Origin of the sequence: Roseiconus nitratireducens (genome assembly GCF_008629675.1) — a bacterium.
Classification (GTDB): Bacteria; Planctomycetota; Planctomycetia; order Pirellulales; family Pirellulaceae; genus Stieleria; species Stieleria nitratireducens.
Genome location: NZ_VWOX01000001.1, coordinates 181,138 through 199,651 on the forward strand (window position 1 = coordinate 181,138; position 18,514 = coordinate 199,651).

8 protein-coding genes are annotated in these 18,514 nt (G+C 62.2%); 3 read left to right on the forward strand and 5 right to left on the reverse strand.

The window, feature by feature from the left end; translation table 11 throughout:
- Window positions 1–97: 97 nt before the first annotated feature.
- A complete protein-coding gene (locus FYK55_RS00690; RefSeq protein ID WP_150074079.1) occupies window positions 98–2,551 on the reverse strand; it encodes an SDR family oxidoreductase in 2,454 nt (817 codons plus the stop codon).
- Between the two features lie 137 nt (window positions 2,552–2,688).
- Complete coding sequence (locus FYK55_RS00695; RefSeq protein WP_150074080.1) at window positions 2,689–9,051, reverse strand: type I polyketide synthase; 6,363 nt, start codon at window positions 9,049–9,051, stop codon at window positions 2,689–2,691.
- Between the two features lie 406 nt (window positions 9,052–9,457).
- On the opposite strand from FYK55_RS00695, the gene FYK55_RS00700 reads away from it, so the two are divergent.
- The gene (locus FYK55_RS00700) at window positions 9,458–11,200 is read left to right on the forward strand and encodes a B12-binding domain-containing radical SAM protein (RefSeq protein WP_201743583.1); all 1,743 of its coding nucleotides are present in this window, start codon (window positions 9,458–9,460) and stop codon (window positions 11,198–11,200) included.
- A 296-nt stretch (window positions 11,201–11,496) separates the two neighbouring features.
- On the opposite strand, the gene FYK55_RS00705 is transcribed toward FYK55_RS00700, so the two are convergent.
- Both FYK55_RS00705 and xylB read right to left on the reverse strand, forming a co-directional pair.
- Window positions 11,497–12,282 (reverse strand): enoyl-CoA hydratase/isomerase family protein, encoded by a 786-nt coding sequence (locus FYK55_RS00705; protein WP_150074081.1) that lies wholly within the window; start codon window positions 12,280–12,282, stop codon window positions 11,497–11,499.
- Window positions 12,283–12,404: 122 nt separating this feature from the next.
- Window positions 12,405–13,928 (reverse strand): xylulokinase, encoded by a 1,524-nt coding sequence (xylB, locus tag FYK55_RS00710; protein ID WP_150074082.1) that lies wholly within the window; start codon window positions 13,926–13,928, stop codon window positions 12,405–12,407.
- A 242-nt stretch (window positions 13,929–14,170) separates the two neighbouring features.
- Here xylB and FYK55_RS00715 point away from each other — a divergent pair, with 242 nt between their 5' ends.
- Window positions 14,171–15,580 (forward strand): hypothetical protein, encoded by a 1,410-nt coding sequence (locus FYK55_RS00715; RefSeq protein WP_150074083.1) that lies wholly within the window; start codon window positions 14,171–14,173, stop codon window positions 15,578–15,580.
- 39 nt (window positions 15,581–15,619) lie between these two features.
- Here FYK55_RS00715 and FYK55_RS00720 read toward each other — a convergent pair whose 3' ends face one another.
- Complete coding sequence (locus tag FYK55_RS00720; RefSeq protein ID WP_390621697.1) at window positions 15,620–16,441, reverse strand: class I SAM-dependent methyltransferase; 822 nt, start codon at window positions 16,439–16,441, stop codon at window positions 15,620–15,622.
- 284 nt (window positions 16,442–16,725) lie between these two features.
- Here FYK55_RS00720 and FYK55_RS00725 point away from each other — a divergent pair, with 284 nt between their 5' ends.
- The gene (locus FYK55_RS00725) at window positions 16,726–18,057 is read left to right on the forward strand and encodes a hypothetical protein (protein WP_150074084.1); all 1,332 of its coding nucleotides are present in this window, start codon (window positions 16,726–16,728) and stop codon (window positions 18,055–18,057) included.
- Window positions 18,058–18,514: the final 457 nt, after the last annotated feature.

The following is an 18,514-nucleotide window of genomic DNA, read 5'->3' on the forward strand; positions in this document are numbered from 1 at the left end:
GCTGGCATTTTAACCGGCTTCGGTGGCACAGGATTCCGTTCCGCCAAATGCGGCCGAAGCCGGGCATTTGGCGGGCGGAATGTTTTGAATTTACGGTCTACGACGCCAGCCACCCGATTCGGTAATCGCCCAGCCGAGCGATCAGTTGGTCGTTGTCGCCGACTGCCAAAACCGAAAGTCGCCCACCGCGTCCGCCCTCAAGCTCGCCCAGCCAGCGGGCAGTCACGTGCACCCGTTCTCCCGGCAGGGGCAGCCGTCCCAGGTCCATGCGACCGATCGAAATCGGCAGACTGGGCCGTGCCGCGACAGACCCGGCCAACATCCCGGCGGCATACAGCATCGCGTCGACGGTTGCGGGCGATGTGATCCAGCCGCTAAGCGGCCGATGGTCTCCGGCCAAGTGTGACGGGCTGGGAGCGACAATTGTCCCCACAGCCAAAGGCGCGCCGGAGCCCGCCGGGTCATGAGTGAATCCGATCTTTCGCAAGCACCGCAGTTCTTGACCATGGAAGACCGGAGCCTCGGGCGGCAAATATTCGACCCAGTTCATGTCGATCTGCAGCCTGCGACCGTTCTCGGGCGAATGGGTCCAGTCATCCGCTGTCGTCTGTTGGTGCGCCGCGATCGCTTCAAAATGCGGACGGCGGGACTGCACCAAGCGTCCATCCCGGCGTCGCAGGTCGCAGGCCAGAGTCCATCGGGAAGGCTGGTCCGGTGCGTGAAACAGTTCCACCGCAAATGCATCGTCGCCCGGGACTTTCAGCGGCGCGATTGCCCGCACTTCCGTGAGTGCCGTCACGGGTCGCCCGCTGTCGATCTGAGCTGCCTCGGCAATCAGCTCAACCGCCATGGCCATCGGCAGGGTGGGAGTTCCGGAAACCAGATGCTGGTTCAGGAAGCGATCATGCGTCGGGTCCAACGTCACCGTAAATTCGGAAGTGTGTGCAATCGGTGTCTCCGCATCGCCGCGTCGATTCGGCAACAGCATGGGCGCACTGAATGGCACTTCGTCCTCACCGCCCTGAAAGAACTTGCGGATGTAGCGGCGGTCGGTGATCAACACTTCGCTGGCATCGCCGCCCCGCTCCAGCTCGTTCAAAAAGTGTTCCAAGCCCTCGGTGGCCGGCATGAAATTCATTCCGATCATGTCCAGGGCAAGTTTGGCTTCCGGCTTCGTCGCCATTCCGATGTCACCCCAGGCGTGCCAGTGGAAGGTGACGCAACGGGTTGTCGGTCGACGACGACCGAGGCCTCCGATCAGTTTGGCCAACATGTCGTTGGCCGCTGAATAGTCGGTGTGGCCGTTGGCACCGAACCGTCCACTGATGGAACCGAATCCGACGAACCATTCCAGCGGATCCTGGCGTGTCGCGTGAGCCAACGCGACGGTCCCGTCGATCTTCGCGCTTAGACATTGATCCACCTTGTCGGGACGCTTTCGATCGAATCGGGCATCTTGGCCCGAGCCGGCACCTTGGATCACGCCGCGAATCGGTCCGTCGGTACGACGGATGATTTCCAATGCGTTTTCGACAGCGTCACTGTCGGAGATGTCGACGCTGTGGTAAGTCGCCTGGATGCCACGCCGCTCGCACTCGCGCAATGTCAGATCGATTTCGATCGCCTTTTCCATCTGCCGCCAGTGCTTGACCGGATTGTCACCGGCCGCTTGGACGCGACGCATGGTTACGCGACGCAGATCCGCGCGGTCGCGTATTGCATGGTCGCGGGTTTCCGCATCGATGTTCGGCGTTGGTGCCATGCCCAACAAATGCAGGGAAAGATCATGACGTTCGGCCAACGCCATGGCGGTCATTGCGGTGATGCCACGGCCACCGCCCGCCACCACCCACACGCCGCCTGGGGTCAGCGGATAACGGGTGTTGCCGGGATGCTGCGAGCCGGCACCGGAGGGCAACGGCGTGTGACGACCGGAGACGACCGTGCGGCCGTCCGGCGAGACTACCACCTCTTCGTCATAGGAGGGAACCGCCAATTCCCGCCAGACGCCGTCCACGATCTCGTTGGGACTTTGATCGCGGGCGGGGTCGATCACCAGCATCGGCGTGTCGCGATAACCGCGAACCCAGGCTTCGATCGACATCGCCTTTGTCAAACCGGACATGCTGCCGGTTTCAAGCGACACCTGGTCGGGGGAACCATCCAGGGGCGAAATCCCCAGTCTTCCTCCGCCACGCACCACCGTGACCAGTGTCGCATCGTCCATTTGTTCCGCGTCAATGACGCGCTGCATCCAAAGTTGACACAAGCGATACGGGACTTGCAGACCGGGTTCGCGACGTCGCCGAAATCCGATCGGATCGTCAGCTGCCCAATTCGCGTCCGCATCATGGGCGGTGGTCAGGAAGACGTGCAGCGAAACGCCGCTTTGCCAAAGCTCTTGCAATTGAGCATCAAGGGTCGACAACGCCGGAGACTTCAGATGATCAACCGGAACTCCGGACTGCCGCAGCCTGGCGACCAACGAATCCGCCAGATCGTTGTCGCCCAGCACCAGGGCCTTGCCGTGAAACGTGGGAGAGGTCGGCATGCCGACCGGTCGCTGCGACGAACGCAAGGTCAGCAGAAAACGATGCGTGCCGCTGGAAGGAACCGGAACGGGTGGCTTGACAGGCGACTCAGCCTCCGCCGCGTCCCTCGCAGGACGCCGGAGTCCGACCGAATCATCTAGCAGGCAGGACTTTTTTTTTTCGCGTTGGCGACCTGTTCCAGGATGAAACCATGGATGGAGGCCAGCGTGGGGAAGTCGGCCAGCTTCAAGTTGGCATGTTGGATCGGCGGAAGATCAAATTGTTGTTCCAACTCGCCCAACAATTGCGCCCGTTTGATGCTGTCGATGCCAAGTTCGGATTCCAGGTCCGCATCCATGTCGATCAAGGATTCATCGTAGCCGGTCTGGTCGACAAGCAGGTCGATCATCAGGCGTTCCAACGCGATCGGATCCACGTCATTGGACTGAGCAGCAGTGGACTGAGCCGCACTGGACTCTACCGCATTGTCCGCCGTTGCGGCATGCGGCGATGGCGGCTGGACGGCAGATTCTGGTTGGCGTGTCGTGACGGCGTCGAAAGTGTCGGCCCCGGCTGACGGATGTTGCTGCAACAACCCCAGGATATCTGCCATCGATCGGTAGTCCGACAATCGGATATCGGTGGTGGTGACCTGCAGGCCGCCCCACTGAACCAACTCTCCGATCAGCTGGGCCTTCTTGATGCTGTCGATTCCCAGTTCCGCTTCCAGGTCGGCCTCGAAATCGATGATGTCCGGAGCGTAGCCGGTCAAGTCGACAACCAAATCGAACAAAAACGCGCGGGCGCTTTCCGGACGACGGTGGCTAACGTTGCTCGGCGCCGGATCGGCCGTGGCCGTTTCGGCTACGGCGGACGTGACCGTGGACGTCGTTGCCAACGCAGCAGCGGCACCGTTGTGTCGTTTGTTGACCCCGTTCCTGGTCCCGTTCAGAGTTGGACGCGAAGCATGATTTTTCGGCGAGCGATGACCCGAGGGAGGGGCAGCCGCTGTGGACGGGGGGCCGTTTCGGCGGCCGCGCCGGGTCACGTCGACCATGCGGAATCGGTCAACGCCCTGGGGTTGTGGCTGGGCATCGCGGATCGGCTGCGCGAAGGTTGAAGGCGTCTCGGATGGGCGGTCCGCGGACGGCGACGCGTGCGGTGCCGAGACGTTCTGCATTGGACTGGTGCCGAACGCAAGGCTGGCCAGTTCGATCAGTTTCACCTGACAGCCGGCATCGATCTGAGGATCGTCTGCACTCAGGCAGAGCGCCCGCGACGTGACCGTTGCCGTCGCCAACCGAGTCAGTACGTTGCTCGGTCCGACTTCGATGATCAAGCCACACCCGTCGGCAACCAGGCGTTCCAGCGCGGCGCTGAATCCGACCGGTGTGACCAGTTGGTCGATCAGGTTGGAACGGATGTCGTCGGGTTCGGCCAAGTAACGGTTTTGCGTCGCCGACAGGAATGCGAACCGTGGCGGACGCATCGTGACGTGTTTCTGGCGGGCGTCCAACACCTCGCGAGCGGCGCGCATGGCGGGGGTGTGAAAGGCCGCCGGAACGGGAATGACCACCGATGCCACGCCCTCGGCGGACAGGTGACGTTTCGCCATCGCGATCGATTCCGGATCGCCAGCGATCACCGTTTGCTCGGGTGCGTTGTGGTGAGTGATCGTGCAAGCGTTGTGTTGATGTCGCAGGATCGCGTCAACACGTGATGGCTCCGCACGCACCGAGAGCAGTTCACCATGGGGTCCGCCGTGCAGCGTGACGGCTTCGCTACGTGCCTTGGCAAATTCGATGGCTTGTGCGGTCGACATCACTCCAGCAGCCCAAGCCGCCGTGCACTCTCCAAAGCTGTGGCCCAGGACGACGTCGGGACGCAAACCACGTCGAGTCAGGAAGCCGGTCAGTGCCGTGCCGACGGCCAACAACCAGGCTTGGGTCCACCAGATTTCCCGACCCAATTTAGATTCGGGATCGTTCAAGCGATCCCCGACCGGTGGCAATTTGAATTGCTGCAGCTGGGAGTCGAATTCGGCGACGGATTCGAGGCACTGCGGATCAAGCTCAAACGTACGAGGTTGGCCGGCGTACTGAGAACCCTGGCCGGGGAACGTCCATGCGATTCGGTCGCCGGTGATGTCATCCAACTTGACGAAGGCGGCGTGTCGAGACGCGGTGCCACTTTGCCCAACGGACATTGGGCCTTTCAGCAAGGCCGCGGCCGCTTCAGCCAGCTCGTCGCTGCTGCGACCGACGATCCCCGCGATCATTGGATTTGCCGCCACGTCGTCCTGATTCGCCGGATCAGCGGCGAAGTGGCGAACCGGGTCGGTCACCTGCCGCTCGGCGATCTGTTTCAATTGTGTGGCCAAGTCCTCACGACTGGAAGCTCGAAGGCAGACTGCCTGGACCGGCTGTGAGTTCGCGTTGATGTTCAAGGTGTCTTGGCGGGAAGCGGACTGGGGCCGGGTCATGACGGGACGTTGGCGATGCGGGGGAGAGACCGTGTAGCGAATCTGGTATCCGTCGGCGGCAATCTCGGTGACCGTTGCGTTGTCCCGGACGTCTCGATTCTGATGCAAGTTGTCGGCGTCGGCCAGCGTCATCGCGACGGTTTGAACGAAACCGTGACCTCCGCCCAGGTGCCCGATCTGACGTCGGATCCGGGTGGACGGATGGCCGGCGTCGGCGTTTTCTTGATCCGCCAACGTCTGTCGCGCCAGCGGAACATTCTCGCAATACGATTCGGCCAGACCATCGATGACACCAAAGATCGGGCGGTTCGCTCGCTTGGCATCCGAAAGCCGTTGCAACAGCATGATCACGACCCCTTCGGCCGGGAAGATCCGCGACGGATCATCCGAGCCCAGTTGTTGGGGTGCCGCCGTTGCCAACCGGCCGTTTCGATACAATTGTTCCAGGGCGACCAGGTCAAGCGATCGCTGGGTCGTTCCGCAGATCATCAGATCCACGTCTCCCTGGGCCAGCTGTTCTGCGGCCGTCAACAATGCCAGCCCGCCGGACGCCTCATCGGCATCCACGGCACAGGCACCGCCCATCAAGTCGAAGGTGCGGGCGATCCGCGAAGCCAACGTGCTGGCGGTGAAGCCTCCGGTTTCGTCCAGCAGCGCCGGGTAAGTCGCCAACGCAGCCTGTCGGTAAGCTTCTGCCCATCGCTGCGCCGATTCCAGGTCGACGCCTTGCTGCACCGCTGCTTGCACCAGGTGCCGGCAGATTTCAGGCAGCCGCAGACCGACCTGAAGTTCATTGCTGAACTGACCGCCGAACATGGTTCCGATGCTGACACCGACCCGTTGTCGATCAACCGACCATTTGCCGCCGTCAAACTCTTCGATCGCTTGGCGGACGGCATCGATCAGCATCAACTGCGCCGGATTGGCGTTGCCAACCAGTTTGGGCGGGATCCGGTACGATTGCGCGTCGAACTGGAACCCTTCCACGTAGCCGCAAAGGACCGGCGGGATCCCCACCGAACCGTCGTCGGTAATCCCGATCGGACGGACCGATCCGCAAGTCGATCCACCGTCGCTTGGCCAGCGTTGCGGCGGGGGCGGTTGCAGCACACAGCGTCCGCTGGCTAGAAGTTCGCCCAATTGCTCCACCGAGCGGGCGCCGGGCAGAACCAAGCCCCGACCCACGATCGCCAACGGTTCAGAAGGTTTTTTGTCTGGCGGCCCATCGACCGTTCGTCGCGGCATCGGACGTCCGGCAGGCATGGGGTTGGGGCGGTCGCTGCCCGCGGACTGCATGATGACCGCGTGCGCATTCAGGCCGCCGATGCCGAACGCATTGACCGCGGCGGTACGTCCATGGTTCGACGGATCCACCTCTGGCCAAGGTTCAACCGCATCAACGACACGCACCGTATTTGCGTTCCAGTCAAAAGAGGTCGTCGGATTCTCAAAATTGATCGATGGTGGCATCTCACCGCGACGCATCGCGATCACACACTTGACCAGCCCGACCAGTCCGGCGGCTTCCAACAAGTGTCCCAGGTTGCTCTTCACGCTGCCGATGGGCAGAGGCTTGCGCGGCCGATCGGTCAGCAGAGTCTGCAAGCTTTCAAGCTCGGTTGCGTCGCCGACCTGAGTGCTGGTCGCGTGACATTCCAGGTAGTCGATCCGCAGCGGATCCTTGGGATCGCAAGCGCGACGCATGGCCAATTGCTGGCCCTCACTGCGCGGTGCCCACAGCCCCTTGCCCTTGCCGTCGGATGAGATGCCCACGCCCTGAAGTGTCGCCAGGATGTTCAAGCCGGCAGCGACCGCGGCCGAACGTTTCGCAACGACCACGGCGACGTAGCCTTCGCTGCTGACCAGCCCACTGGCCCGCTGGTCGAAGGGGAATGAACCGGTCGCGCTGCAGGCACCGGTCTGAGAAAACAATGCCAGGTTGTCCACGTTGTTGTAGGTGGCGCCACCGACGACGGCCACATCCAGGCGTCCCCGGCGGATCGCACTCGCGGCGTGCTGGAGGGCGATCAGGGACGAAGAGCACGCGGCGTCAATGACCTCACGACGTCCGCGAAAATCCAGCAACCGGGCGGCAAGCGATGCGGCGGCGTACGCGTTTAGTTCGGGAGATCCGTCCGCCTCGCGACGGGGGCGATTGCGGCGGATGGCTTCGCTGACACGCTTGCGGACCTGTTGGGCCAGCGTTTCGGGAATCGCCCCCTCGCGACTTTCAACGATGGGCAGCGTTGCCGCGTCGGCGAGTGTGGCAAGCGCCAGGCTGCCGCCCAACTCGGTGCCGCCGCTGTGTCCGACAAAGATGCCGGCACGGTCGCGAGAAATCCCGTCCAGCGATTGCCCACGTCCACGACCGATCGCCGACTTCATCGCCGCGACGGCGACTTGGGCGAATTGGCGGTGCGTCAGATCAAATTCACCGATCCGATCGATGTCCGATGCCACGCCGGGATCGACCGGTGTGGGATCCACCCAGCCGCCGATTTCTGTGTACGTCTTTCCTGGTGTGCCGACATGCGGATCCATGTACAGCGATCGATCCAATCGTTCAGCGGGAAGCACGTCGATGGCCGAGCGACCCTGGTAAAGCAGTTTTTCAAACTGCAAAGCATTGTCGACCCCGCCGGGTAAGCGCACTTCGTAGCCGCACAACACGATGTCATCCGCGGCGGTATCGTCGGCCACGGCGTCCGGCTGTCCCGGATGATCCGCGGGAGAGCTATCTTTGGAACACACCGGCGTTTGACTGCCAGCGTCGGGATGCTGGGAGGTTTCGGTTGCACGATACACTCGACGTCGAGTCACTGCTCGTCGCGGGCGGTGCCCGTCTTGCGAGTCGCGGTGTTTCGCAGGACGCGTGCCGGCGGTCCAATTCCCGATCATCTGCAGCAGTTCATCACGGTCGATGTGGGGCGGCGACGGAAGGTCACTCGTCGCAATCACCCGATCGATATTGCTTCGGTCAAACGACGGGTCGTCGCGGAAGTGCGGCAGAAACGTCTTCACAAAGGGAGCCGCCATCTGGTCGATCTGCGCGCGGATCTGATCCGATGATTGGGAACGGTCGGTGCGCGGCGGCGTGGTCCGTTGGCGTTGATTCAAGAAGCGTTCGGTGGCCGTCCGAAAAGCGGCGTCCAGACTGCCAATCGGTGTGCCACCGTCGGCGGTCAGGTGATACACACGCCCGCGATGCCGCGGGTCGCCCAAAACGGTTTCGATCGCCCGAGCAATCCAGTGCACATCGATCAGGTTTTTGTGTTCTTGTCCGTCGAAGCCCAGATTTCGAAACCATTCACCGTCTTCGGGCAACCCGAATCGCGTCGCCAGCATCTGATACATCGAGAACGCGGCGTAGATCGTGCGGTCTCCGGACACCGGCGTCAGCCCGAGCGGATCGATGACGATCGAGGGGCGAAATACCGTCAGGGATCGCTGGGGGACGTTTGCGTCCAACCAGAACTCGCGGGCCAAACTTTCGGCTTGAACCTTGCTGTGTTCGTAGTCGTTGGCGAACGCTTGCCCATGGTTCAGTGAGTCTTCTCGCACGCGACCAGACTGGATTCCGCACACGTAGGCGGTGGAGACGTGAAAGAAATGGCGCAGCCCACACCGGTCGGCAAATTTCAGGACGTTCTCGGTCCCGCCCAGATTGGTTCGGTAAGGTTCGCCCTCGGGGTTCTCCGCGGCGGGTAGAAAGCTCAGGCTCGCGGCGCTGTGAAGCACGCTGTCGCAATGCCGCGCGATCCATCGACGTGCTTCGGCATCCAGCCCCAAGTCGACCTGGTTGATGTCGCCGCGAAACACGATGGGACGCGGCAGCGTGGTGTCCCAGGCGGATTCAAATCGTCGCAGAATCCCGTCCAGGCGGTCCTGTGCCGAGATCGCCCCCTTGTCGCGCGCCACGACCACGCATCGACGGCCCGCAAGGGAGAGCCGCGCCAAAACGCTCGCTCCCACCATTCCGGTCGCGCCGGTGATCAGCAGGTTTTCCGGCAGGTTTACAGGGCGGGAAAGGGATGGCATGGGGAAGCCTGGACAGGGAGCACCGCGGTCGGCGGACGAATCACCCCCCGCACGCCGACGTGGCCAGTCTATTCGTCGTTAACAGAAAGTAAATCTTGCGTCGGCGACAACCGTCTGAATGAAGGTCGGCTATCGGTTGATAATTCGGCCCTGTCTCGCTGTAGCGGATCGTTGGACGCGATTGCCCGACATGCCGCCGCGGCAAATTGTTTTGGATTCTTCTTGATGGGCCGCTCCGACGCGAACGGCAGGTGCTGCCGGCGACCGCCGCCGACGCGGTTTTTCGAAGTTTGGTGCTCGCTTGCGGTGACCCGTGGTTAGACTCAGCTGACCACAAACCGTGTTTGACGGAGGTTTGATCGCAAGGAGGCTGTTCCTATCGTGACGATCGTTTCGGTTGCACTCGATGTACGATGACCTACAGCACAACAACATCCGACAGGATGATTTCACGGATTCGGCGACACGTCTGCCCGGCAGCCCGGACGCAGCGGTGCGCTGTCTGTTGATCCAGCCTGAGTTCGAACAAACCAACTATTGGAACTTTGTGGAGAGCGCGCGGGCGATCGGCGCCAAGGCGACGGCGCCACCGCTTGGCTTGCTGACCGTCGCGGCACTGTTGCCTCAGCACTGGGAGTTTCGGCTGGTCGATTTGAACGTCGGGCCGCTTGCCGATGCGGACTGGGAATGGGCGGATCTGGTTTGCACCGGCGGGATGTTGCCTCAGCAGCCCGGGATCTTAAGCCTGGTCAGGCGTGCCAATTCGGACGGTACGTTCGTCGCGGTGGGCGGTCCCGATCCGTCCAGTCAGCCGCAGATCTATCGCGAAGCGGACGCGGTCGTCGTCGGTGAAGGTGAAGCATCCGTCCCGTTGTGGCTGGACCAATGGCGCGCTGGGAACCCGCGCGGCGTGTTCGAGTCACCGGACAAACCGGACGTACGGCTGACGCCACGGCCGCGGTTTGACTTGATCTCTTTTGACGACTACCTGCACGTCGGTCTGCAAACCTCGCGCGGCTGCCCGTACAACTGCGAGTTTTGCGACATCATCGAATTGTTTGGGCGACGCCCCCGCGTGAAAACGCCGGAGCAGTTCCTGGGCGAACTGGACCTGCTGTATGAACAAGGCTATCGCGGCTGGGTGGATTTCACCGATGACAACTTCATCGGCAATCGGAAACTGATCAAACCCTTGTTGCTGGCGTTGAAGGACTGGAATCGCGAACACCGCTACCCGTTCGTGTTCTCCACCGAAGCCAGTTTGAATCTGGCCGATGACCGGGAGTTGTTGGAGCTGATGCGGGAGACACAGTTCCGATACGTGTTCCTGGGGATCGAGTCGCCGGACGAAGAGACGCTGATCCACACGCAAAAACGGATCAACACGGTCGCCCCCATCATCCAACGGGTCCGCACGATTTACGATCACGGCATTTCCGTCGCCGCGGGTCTGATCATCGGGTTCGATACCGACAAGCCGGGAACCGATGGTCCAATGGTCAGGTTTATCCAGGAGAGCGGCATCTCCTTGGCGATGGTCGGTTTGCTGAGCGCGTTGCCCAACACGCAGCTGACGCGGCGATTGATCAAGGAACGTCGTTTGATCGATGCCAACCATCGCTGGGTCGATGAATTGGACGGGCCCTATGAACTGCGCAGCAATGAGTCCCGTGACCAGACCGCCAGCGGCCTGAATTTCGTCACGATGCGGAATCGGGTGGAGATCTACAAAGAACTTCAGACGATTGTCCGTTCGGTTTATTCTCCGCAAGCATTCATGGCACGCGTGATGGATACGACCGCGCGGATCAAGATTCAAAACAAGCACGTGCCCAACGGCTGGGAAATGCGTCGCATGTCACGGGGGTTTTGGACCATCGCGCGACGGATGTTGTCGGACCGCCGCACGCGGTGGTTGTACCTGCGCAATTTCGTCCGGGCCGCGCTGATGGGGCCCACGAAATTCGAGTACGCGCACACGATCATGGGCAGTTACCTGCACTTCGATAAGCAGACGCAGAAGATTCTCGAGGCGCTGCAGTGCTCGATCGAGTTCGCCGAGCAACACGCGACGTACCCCATGAGCGTCGCAGACATTCCGGCCGACAAACGCCCGGCGGAACTCCCGATCGCCAGCCGCGCGATTTGATTGCTGAGCTCTGCCAAGCACCGTTCGCGGCGTCTTGCTGGCCGGGGCAGCGTTTCAACATCGCGATTCACTGACGTGCATTGGTATTTGCACAGGTCATTTCACCGTCCCGCAAGGGAGGTTGTGCAGCTTAATTTCACCCTCCCGCGAGCGGGAGGGTCGCGGAGGAGCTTGCGACGACGCGGGGAGGGTGATCACCACGTGATGGAATCTCGCTTCCGATTCTGCCCTCCCCGGAGCCTCGTTCCTCGCCTCCGACCCTCCCGCGAGCGGGAGGGTGAAAGTTGTTCTCGACCTCATGGCCACTGGGGCGGTCGTTTCTCGATGAAGGCGCGGATTCCTTCGGAGGCGGCTTCGGTACTGCACAACGTCGCGGCGGTCGCCGCGCCGGTCGACAGCTGCGTCATCAACGCTTCGCCGATGCTTTCGTTGAGGATCCGTTTGGTGGCCTGCATCGCCTCGCGCGGACCGTGCGTGCAATGCTTGGCCCAAGTGTTTGCCGCAACCCAGATCTGGTCTGACGGGACCAATTCGCAACACATTCCGAGCCGGTGGGCCTCTTCAGCTTCCATCGGCATTCCGGTCAGCAGCATCCGTGCGGCGACGGCGGCGCCGAATCGGAATGTCAGCAGCGGCGCCGTCAGTCCGCCGATCAATCCGCGGTGGGACGCGTTGGCAACCAGTGATCCGGCTGTGCCCAGCACGATCATGTCGGCCGCCAGGGCGAGGGCCAGCCCGGCTCCGATCGCCGGTCCGTCGACGGCGGCGACCACGGGTTTGGGAAAGCGAAGCAGGGTCTCGCACAGCTCGGTCAGTTCACGCCAGAACTGCAGCCATTCGGTTTGCGCCTCCAGCGGTTCCAAGTCGGCGATGGAGGCCAGGGACTTCAAGTCGGCACCGCTGGAAAAAAACTTTCCCTTTCCGGTCAACACCACCGCACCGACACGCTTCTCCTGGTGGACATCGGAAAACGCCTGCGTCAGGTCCGTGATCATTTGCGAATCGATCGCATTGCAAACCGGGGCACGGTCCATCGCGATTGTCGCAACGTTCTCAACGATTTTGACTTCGATATGTTGCATGAAAAGGACGACGGTGAGCGTTAGCGATGGGGGCTGCGTTTTCCACGCTCTGGCGGGCGTGGCAACCTGGTCTTCCACACCCTGGCGATCATCGTGACCGGGAACTGGCGCTGTCCCGTTGGTTACTGCTGCAATGCCGCGAGCGTACGCATCGATTCGGCCAGGTCGCCATAAAGCTTTTGGTAGACCGGGAACAGATCGTTGTAGGTTTTGGCAGATCGGCGGTCGACCGGGGTTTGATCGGCGACTTCAATCGTGGCTTTGCATGCGGCTTGGACGTTCTTGTAGGCCCCGTCGCCGACGGCAGCCAAAAGCGCCACGCCGTACGCGGGCCCCTGTTCAACCTTCAGCGTGGTGATCTTTTTGCCAAACACGTCGGCTTGCATCTGCCGCCAAAACGGATTGCGACTGCCGCCACCGGAGGCGCGGATTTCACGAACCGGCACGTCCAGCGATTGAATGATGGCCAGGCTGTCCCGCAGGGCAAAGGTGATGCCTTCCATCACGCTGCGCGTCATCGACCCGCGGGTGTGCGTCAGATTCAGCCCCACGAATGCACCGCGGGCGTTCGGGTCGGCGTGCGGCGTGCGCTCTCCATTCAGGTAGGGCAGGAACAGCAGCCCGTTGCTGCCGGCCGGACAGAGTTGCGCCTCCGCGGTGGCTTTGGCGTACAAGTCCTTGCCTTCCAGGCCGGCCAGGTTTTGCAAAACGGATTCGACCCACCACTGCAGCGAACCGCCGCTGGTCAAGTTGACGCCCATCATGTGCCACGCTCCGTTGACGGCGTGGCAGAACGTGTGCAGGCGGCCGGAAGCATCGTATTGCGGTTGATCGCTGTGGACGAACATCACTCCGCTGGTGCCGATCGACGTGCTCAGCACGCCCGGCTTGACCACACCGTTGCCGACCGCTCCGGCGGCGCAGTCTCCGGCGCCGCCGACGACTTTGCAGGCGGTGGTCAATCCCAAAGCGGCCGCGGCGGCTTCGGTGAGCGTGCCGGTGACCTCTTCACTCTCCACGACCGCAGGAAGCAGCGACTCGTCAAGTTGCAGCTTCGAAAGCAACGACTTGGACCAGCGCCGGCGGACGACGTCCAGCATCAGGGTGCCGCTGGCGTCACTGACTTCGGTCACGTATTCGCCGGTCATCCTTCGTCGAATGTCGTCCTTGGGCAGCAGGACTTTGGCCAACCGGTCGAAGTTTCGTTTCTCGTGGTTGCGAAGCCAGAGCACCTTGGGAGCCTGGAAACCGGTCAAGGCGGGGTTTGCCACCAGCTTGATCAGGCGACGTCGCCCCCCGGCCGCCGTCGTGATCTCGTCGCACTCCGCCGCGGTCCGTTGATCGTTCCACAACAACGCGGGGCGAATCACATTGTCTTGCCGGTCCAGAAACACGCTGCCGTGCATTTGACCGCTCAGCCCGATCGCCTTGACGTCTGCCGGTTTGCATTTCGACAATTGCATCACCTCGCGGACGGTCTTGATGGTGGCGGCCCACCAGTCGTCCGGATCCTGTTCGGTCCAGCCGGGTTTGGGTTGATGCATCGGGTACGACGCATCGGCTTCGGCGATGACCTTTCCGGCGGCGTCGATTAACAGGGTTTTGGTTCCGCTGGTGCCGATATCGATTCCCAGATAGTGACTCATGTTGTGTTGGCAAATTTGAAGAGAGGATGAATGCCGATGCCCGGCGACCCGTGCGGCTGAACGGAATCCCCTCATCGGGATTCGTCGAACCGGATCGCTGATGGCTGCGTATCCTATCGCGCGAGCGTGCAGCCGTTCTTCGCCGCGCGGCATCGCGATGGACGATTGACACAAAAAGTGCCACTTTTCATCGCTCTCCGTTTCAGATTCCTTCTCCCCCGCTCCGGCCCGATCGATTGGACATGCAAGCTGCCCGCTTTGACACCGCCGTTTCCCATGACTCCTACGAAGCCAAATCCTCGGGAGCGGGTTCCGGAGCACCGCAGTCCAGATCGGCTCAGTGGACGCGGCGGAGCGCCCTGGCGTTGCTGGCCTCTGTCACCGCGGCCGGCTGCGGCCGCAGCGGGGCGGATTCGGACGACACCGCCGAAGCGGCCCCCTCGATTCGACGGGATGTTCCGCTGAAGGTGGCCTGGGTCGGCGAACCGTCCGATGCCGAAGCGATTCGCGTCGCCTGGTCGATGGCCGTGCCCCAGGCATTGGAGATCGAAGTCATCAGTCCGATTCGCGAAGGGGATTCGGCAATGATGGAACAGATTGCGGAGCGGGCCAGCCAGGTCGACGTTGCCGTGTTTCCGCAGATGGCCGTCGGCGCGATGGAGAGAACCGGCGCGGTCGTGTCGTTCAACGAAGACACGTTGCAGGAGTACCATGATCGCTATGGCAAACCGTTGCCCGCGGTCCAGAACGGGCTGGGTTCCTACGGGGGTCACACCTGGGGCGTCGCAATCGGCGCGCGGCTATTCGGTGTGTTGTCCATCGACCAAGAGTTCCGTCCGAAAACCTGGTCCGAGTATCACGATTGGGTGCAAACACTGGAAGGACGTGCCGCGGAGCCATTGGCCGACGGGTGGGCTGCGACTTCGTTTCTGAACCGCTGTGCGTCGTCGATCGAACGCGGGTGGTTGTTCAAACGCACCACGTTGCAACCGGTGATTGATTCCGAGGACTACGTCGCGTCGCTGACTCAAATGATTGAAACGGCCGGCCACTACGAAGGAGAACGAAAAACGCCCCGTGAGATCTGGCACGACCTTCGCCGGGGCCGGCTGCGCGGGGGAATCGGCTACGAAGTTGCGACAACCGCCGAAAGTGGCTCCGAAGAAGCCGTCGGTGAGGAGTTCGCGATCACGGTTGCTGATTGTCCGGTCGAAACTCAATCGGACCAATTGTGGTTCGATCCACAGACGCCGCTGGCAGCCGTGAGCATCGGCTGCAGGCAGACCGATGCGTCCAAACAGTTCATCGGCTGGTTGATCGGCGGCGAGGGAATCGCCTCGGTCCGCGAGCAGGTGAATGGTTTGTCACTGACGCGCGAATCCGCCGACGATGATTTGGCGACGTCCAGCTCCTACACGCGGTGGTTGTCCCAACGACTTCAAACGCGGCAGGTCGCGCTGGGGCTGCTACTGCCCGGGGCCGCGGAATACTACCAAGCTTTGGATCGTCAGATTATCCGATGCTTGAATGGTGAACTGAAGCCGGGCCAGGCGTTGCAAGCGGCCGCCACCGAGTGGCAAACGATCACCGATCGCCTTGGACGCTCCGATCAAATTGCGGCGTGGCGGAAGACGATGGGTCTGGGCGCCTGAGCCGACGAAGCGCGAATCGGTCGCCTTCAGATTCTAGCTTCAGGGTTCCAGCAGGAGCCGTCGCGGAGATGCCACGGACGCATCAGCCGTGCGACGCGCTTTGATGCGGACGTAGGGTGGAATGTAGGTGGCGCGGTCGGCGAACGAATCTTTCGCGGCCTCCGCTTTCGCGTGCAGCGGCTCAATCAAATCCTCGATCTGAAATCCGGCACGGCACATCCCGCCGATCAGATCTTCCCAGCGGTGCAAGAACTCGATCGCGCCCTGCTCCCGCAGTCGACGCACGCTGGCCGCCGTCGACTGGGGCGGTGGCACCGGAGTGTCGCGATAGTAGCGGTGCCGCACCGTGTAGCCGCCGGCGGAGCGGTGGTAATCCGCCTGCAGACTGATCGGCTGCTTGTGCTGACTGATGTACACGCCTCCGGGACAGGTGACCCGGGCGACTTCTCGGAAGACGGGGTCTACGGAGGCCACGTAACACGTGCTGACCGGATGGATCACGATGTCAAATTCGCCGTCGTCCAGGCCCGCCAGATCCTCCATCGTGGTCTGCAGCAGCCTCAGCCGGTATCCCCGTTGGGCGGCAACGCGGCGATCGAGTTCCAACATCGCGCCGCTGAGATCGACGACCGTGACTTGGGCCCCGGCGGCCGCGTACAGCGAACTCTGGCGTCCGCCTCCGGCCGCCAGGCAAAGCACCCGCTTGCCGCGGATCGAACCGCCCAACCAGCCCGCCTGGTCCACGACCTCCAAGGGGCGGGCCAGCTCTTCTTCGCTGGCGGGCCGGCACAGGGGATCTCCGGCGGCTGCCATCGAGTCATAGATTCTGCGGTTCGTTTCCAAAGTGGTTCGATCTGTCACAGTGCGACGGTTCTCAAGAGGAAAATCGGGGGAACGCCCGTCGAGTTAATGGTTCCGGCGAGGGGGTGGTCTCGCGAGGCGAACCAAAATCGTTCGGGTTTGACGGTATTTTTGGGAACTTTCCCATCTTGACAGTCATCCGATGTTTCGTTGCCACCAACGTGATCTCGATGGTGGTTTGCTTTCCAAACGCCGCGGAGCGCCTTCTGGGTCCGCATGGCACTGTATCATTTGATCCTCCGTACCGGGAAAGACTCGCCGGGATTGGGGGATGGACGAACGCGATGGCACTACCTGACGAATTGCTCGATGAATTGCTGACGGGGCATCTGGATGATGCGCTCAGCGGCGATGAGCGCGCCCGCGTTGAGCAAATGCTCCGCGATGACCCTTCGTTGCGTCAGCGGTTGCAGCGACTGCGTGAGCAGATTTCCGAAACCAAACAGGCCGCTTGGCCACCGCCAGAACTGTCAGACGGATTTGCCGATCAGGTCGTCCAGGCAGCGATCGATCATGCCCGGGATCAAGGATTGCCGGACGAACATCCGCTCCGACGGGCCGAATCTGGAACCCTGCACGTGGAACCGGCGGCGACGCCGCGATTCCACGGTGGCACCGAGCGTCGGACCGGCTGGGTGATCGCTGCCACGCTGGGGCTGGCCGCCTCGATCGTCTTTGCGGCGTTTGTGCTCCAGGATCGGGCTCAGCGCCAGGAGCCCAACTCGCGGCCCGGCACGCTGCTTGCCGATCAGGATCCGACTTCGGTTTCCGAACGCGATGCGGCGGGACCGATGATTGACGCCAGCGGCGATCGTGTTGCCGACGCGGGATCGGCAGCCTCCACGACAGAAGCCGGGGCGCAGCCGCTTCCGGATGCGGAGTCCGGTTTGGCGTCGGTTGATCGGACGCCGTCCGGTGCAGCGATGGAACCGGGGCGCGCCGACGAGCCAGCGGCCACCCTCGACCGCCCCGCGATGGAAGCCGTCGCGGAGTCCTCGGTGACCAATGTCCCGCAAGATCGTGCCGCGGACGATGACGCGCCCAAGAATGCGGCTTCGGCTGCCCAGATCCAGCCGCTGCAAAGTCTGCTGGTGATTCGTGTTCAATTGACCGACGTGGGGCGGGCCGCCGATCCGTTGGAAGATGCCCTGGCGTCGGCCGCAATCGAAACCGGCGCCGAACAGCCGATCGGGGATGCACTGGCGGGAGTGATCCCTTCGGATGATGCCGCTCAGAATGCAACGGAGTCGGAAGGGGAACGCGTGGTGCTGTTGCAGGCGCCCGCCAAAAAGCTTGATCGGCTGATCCAACAATTGATAGCCGACGGCAACGGGGTCGCGTCGGTGCAGTTCTCTTTGATCAGCGAGGCCCCCTTGCTGCGATCGGTCGATGCGGTTCGTTCCGAAGCAATCGACCCCACGGAAATTCGTCATGCCGGCAAAAGCTGGCCGATCGTCGGAGGCTCGAATCCGGCCTTTGATGTTTGGAGCAATCGTTTGGGAAGTCGCGCCTTCATTCCCATGGATGCACAAACCGGGTCAAAGGCGGTGCGGATGGCGGCGGGAAGCGATGACGGACCGGATGTGATGGAACACTTGTTGATTCTGATTCGCTAAGCAGCGGCCGGCTGGCGGACGGACTTGTCTGCGCGGATTCTCAGTGCAATTCCGTCAGGGCATCCACCCCATCGACGCGTCACGATTGTGTCGTCTGCAGCAACCGAACGAACGGTCGCGGCAGGCTCGCCGACCGCGTTCTTGCGGTGCGGGCGCGAGAGAATTTCGGTCTCAGATGCCACGGGATGGAGTGACAGGAATCGCTGAATACGCAGCCGTTAAATGCGATTCTCGGAAACCTGATCACCCCGTCCTGAGGCATCCAAGAATGAGATCGCGTCGCGATCGCCTGTTTTAGCAACGAACGGCGGTCACACGAGATCCACGCACGCGTTCCGGTGCGGCGCAATGGCCGATTGTAGTCGGGCGCCGGCTGCGAGTGGCCGCTAGGAGAAAGAAATCCGCACGAGTTTTTGCCTGCAGTGTTCTGCCCGGCCTGCGATGGAGGCCGTGCGGT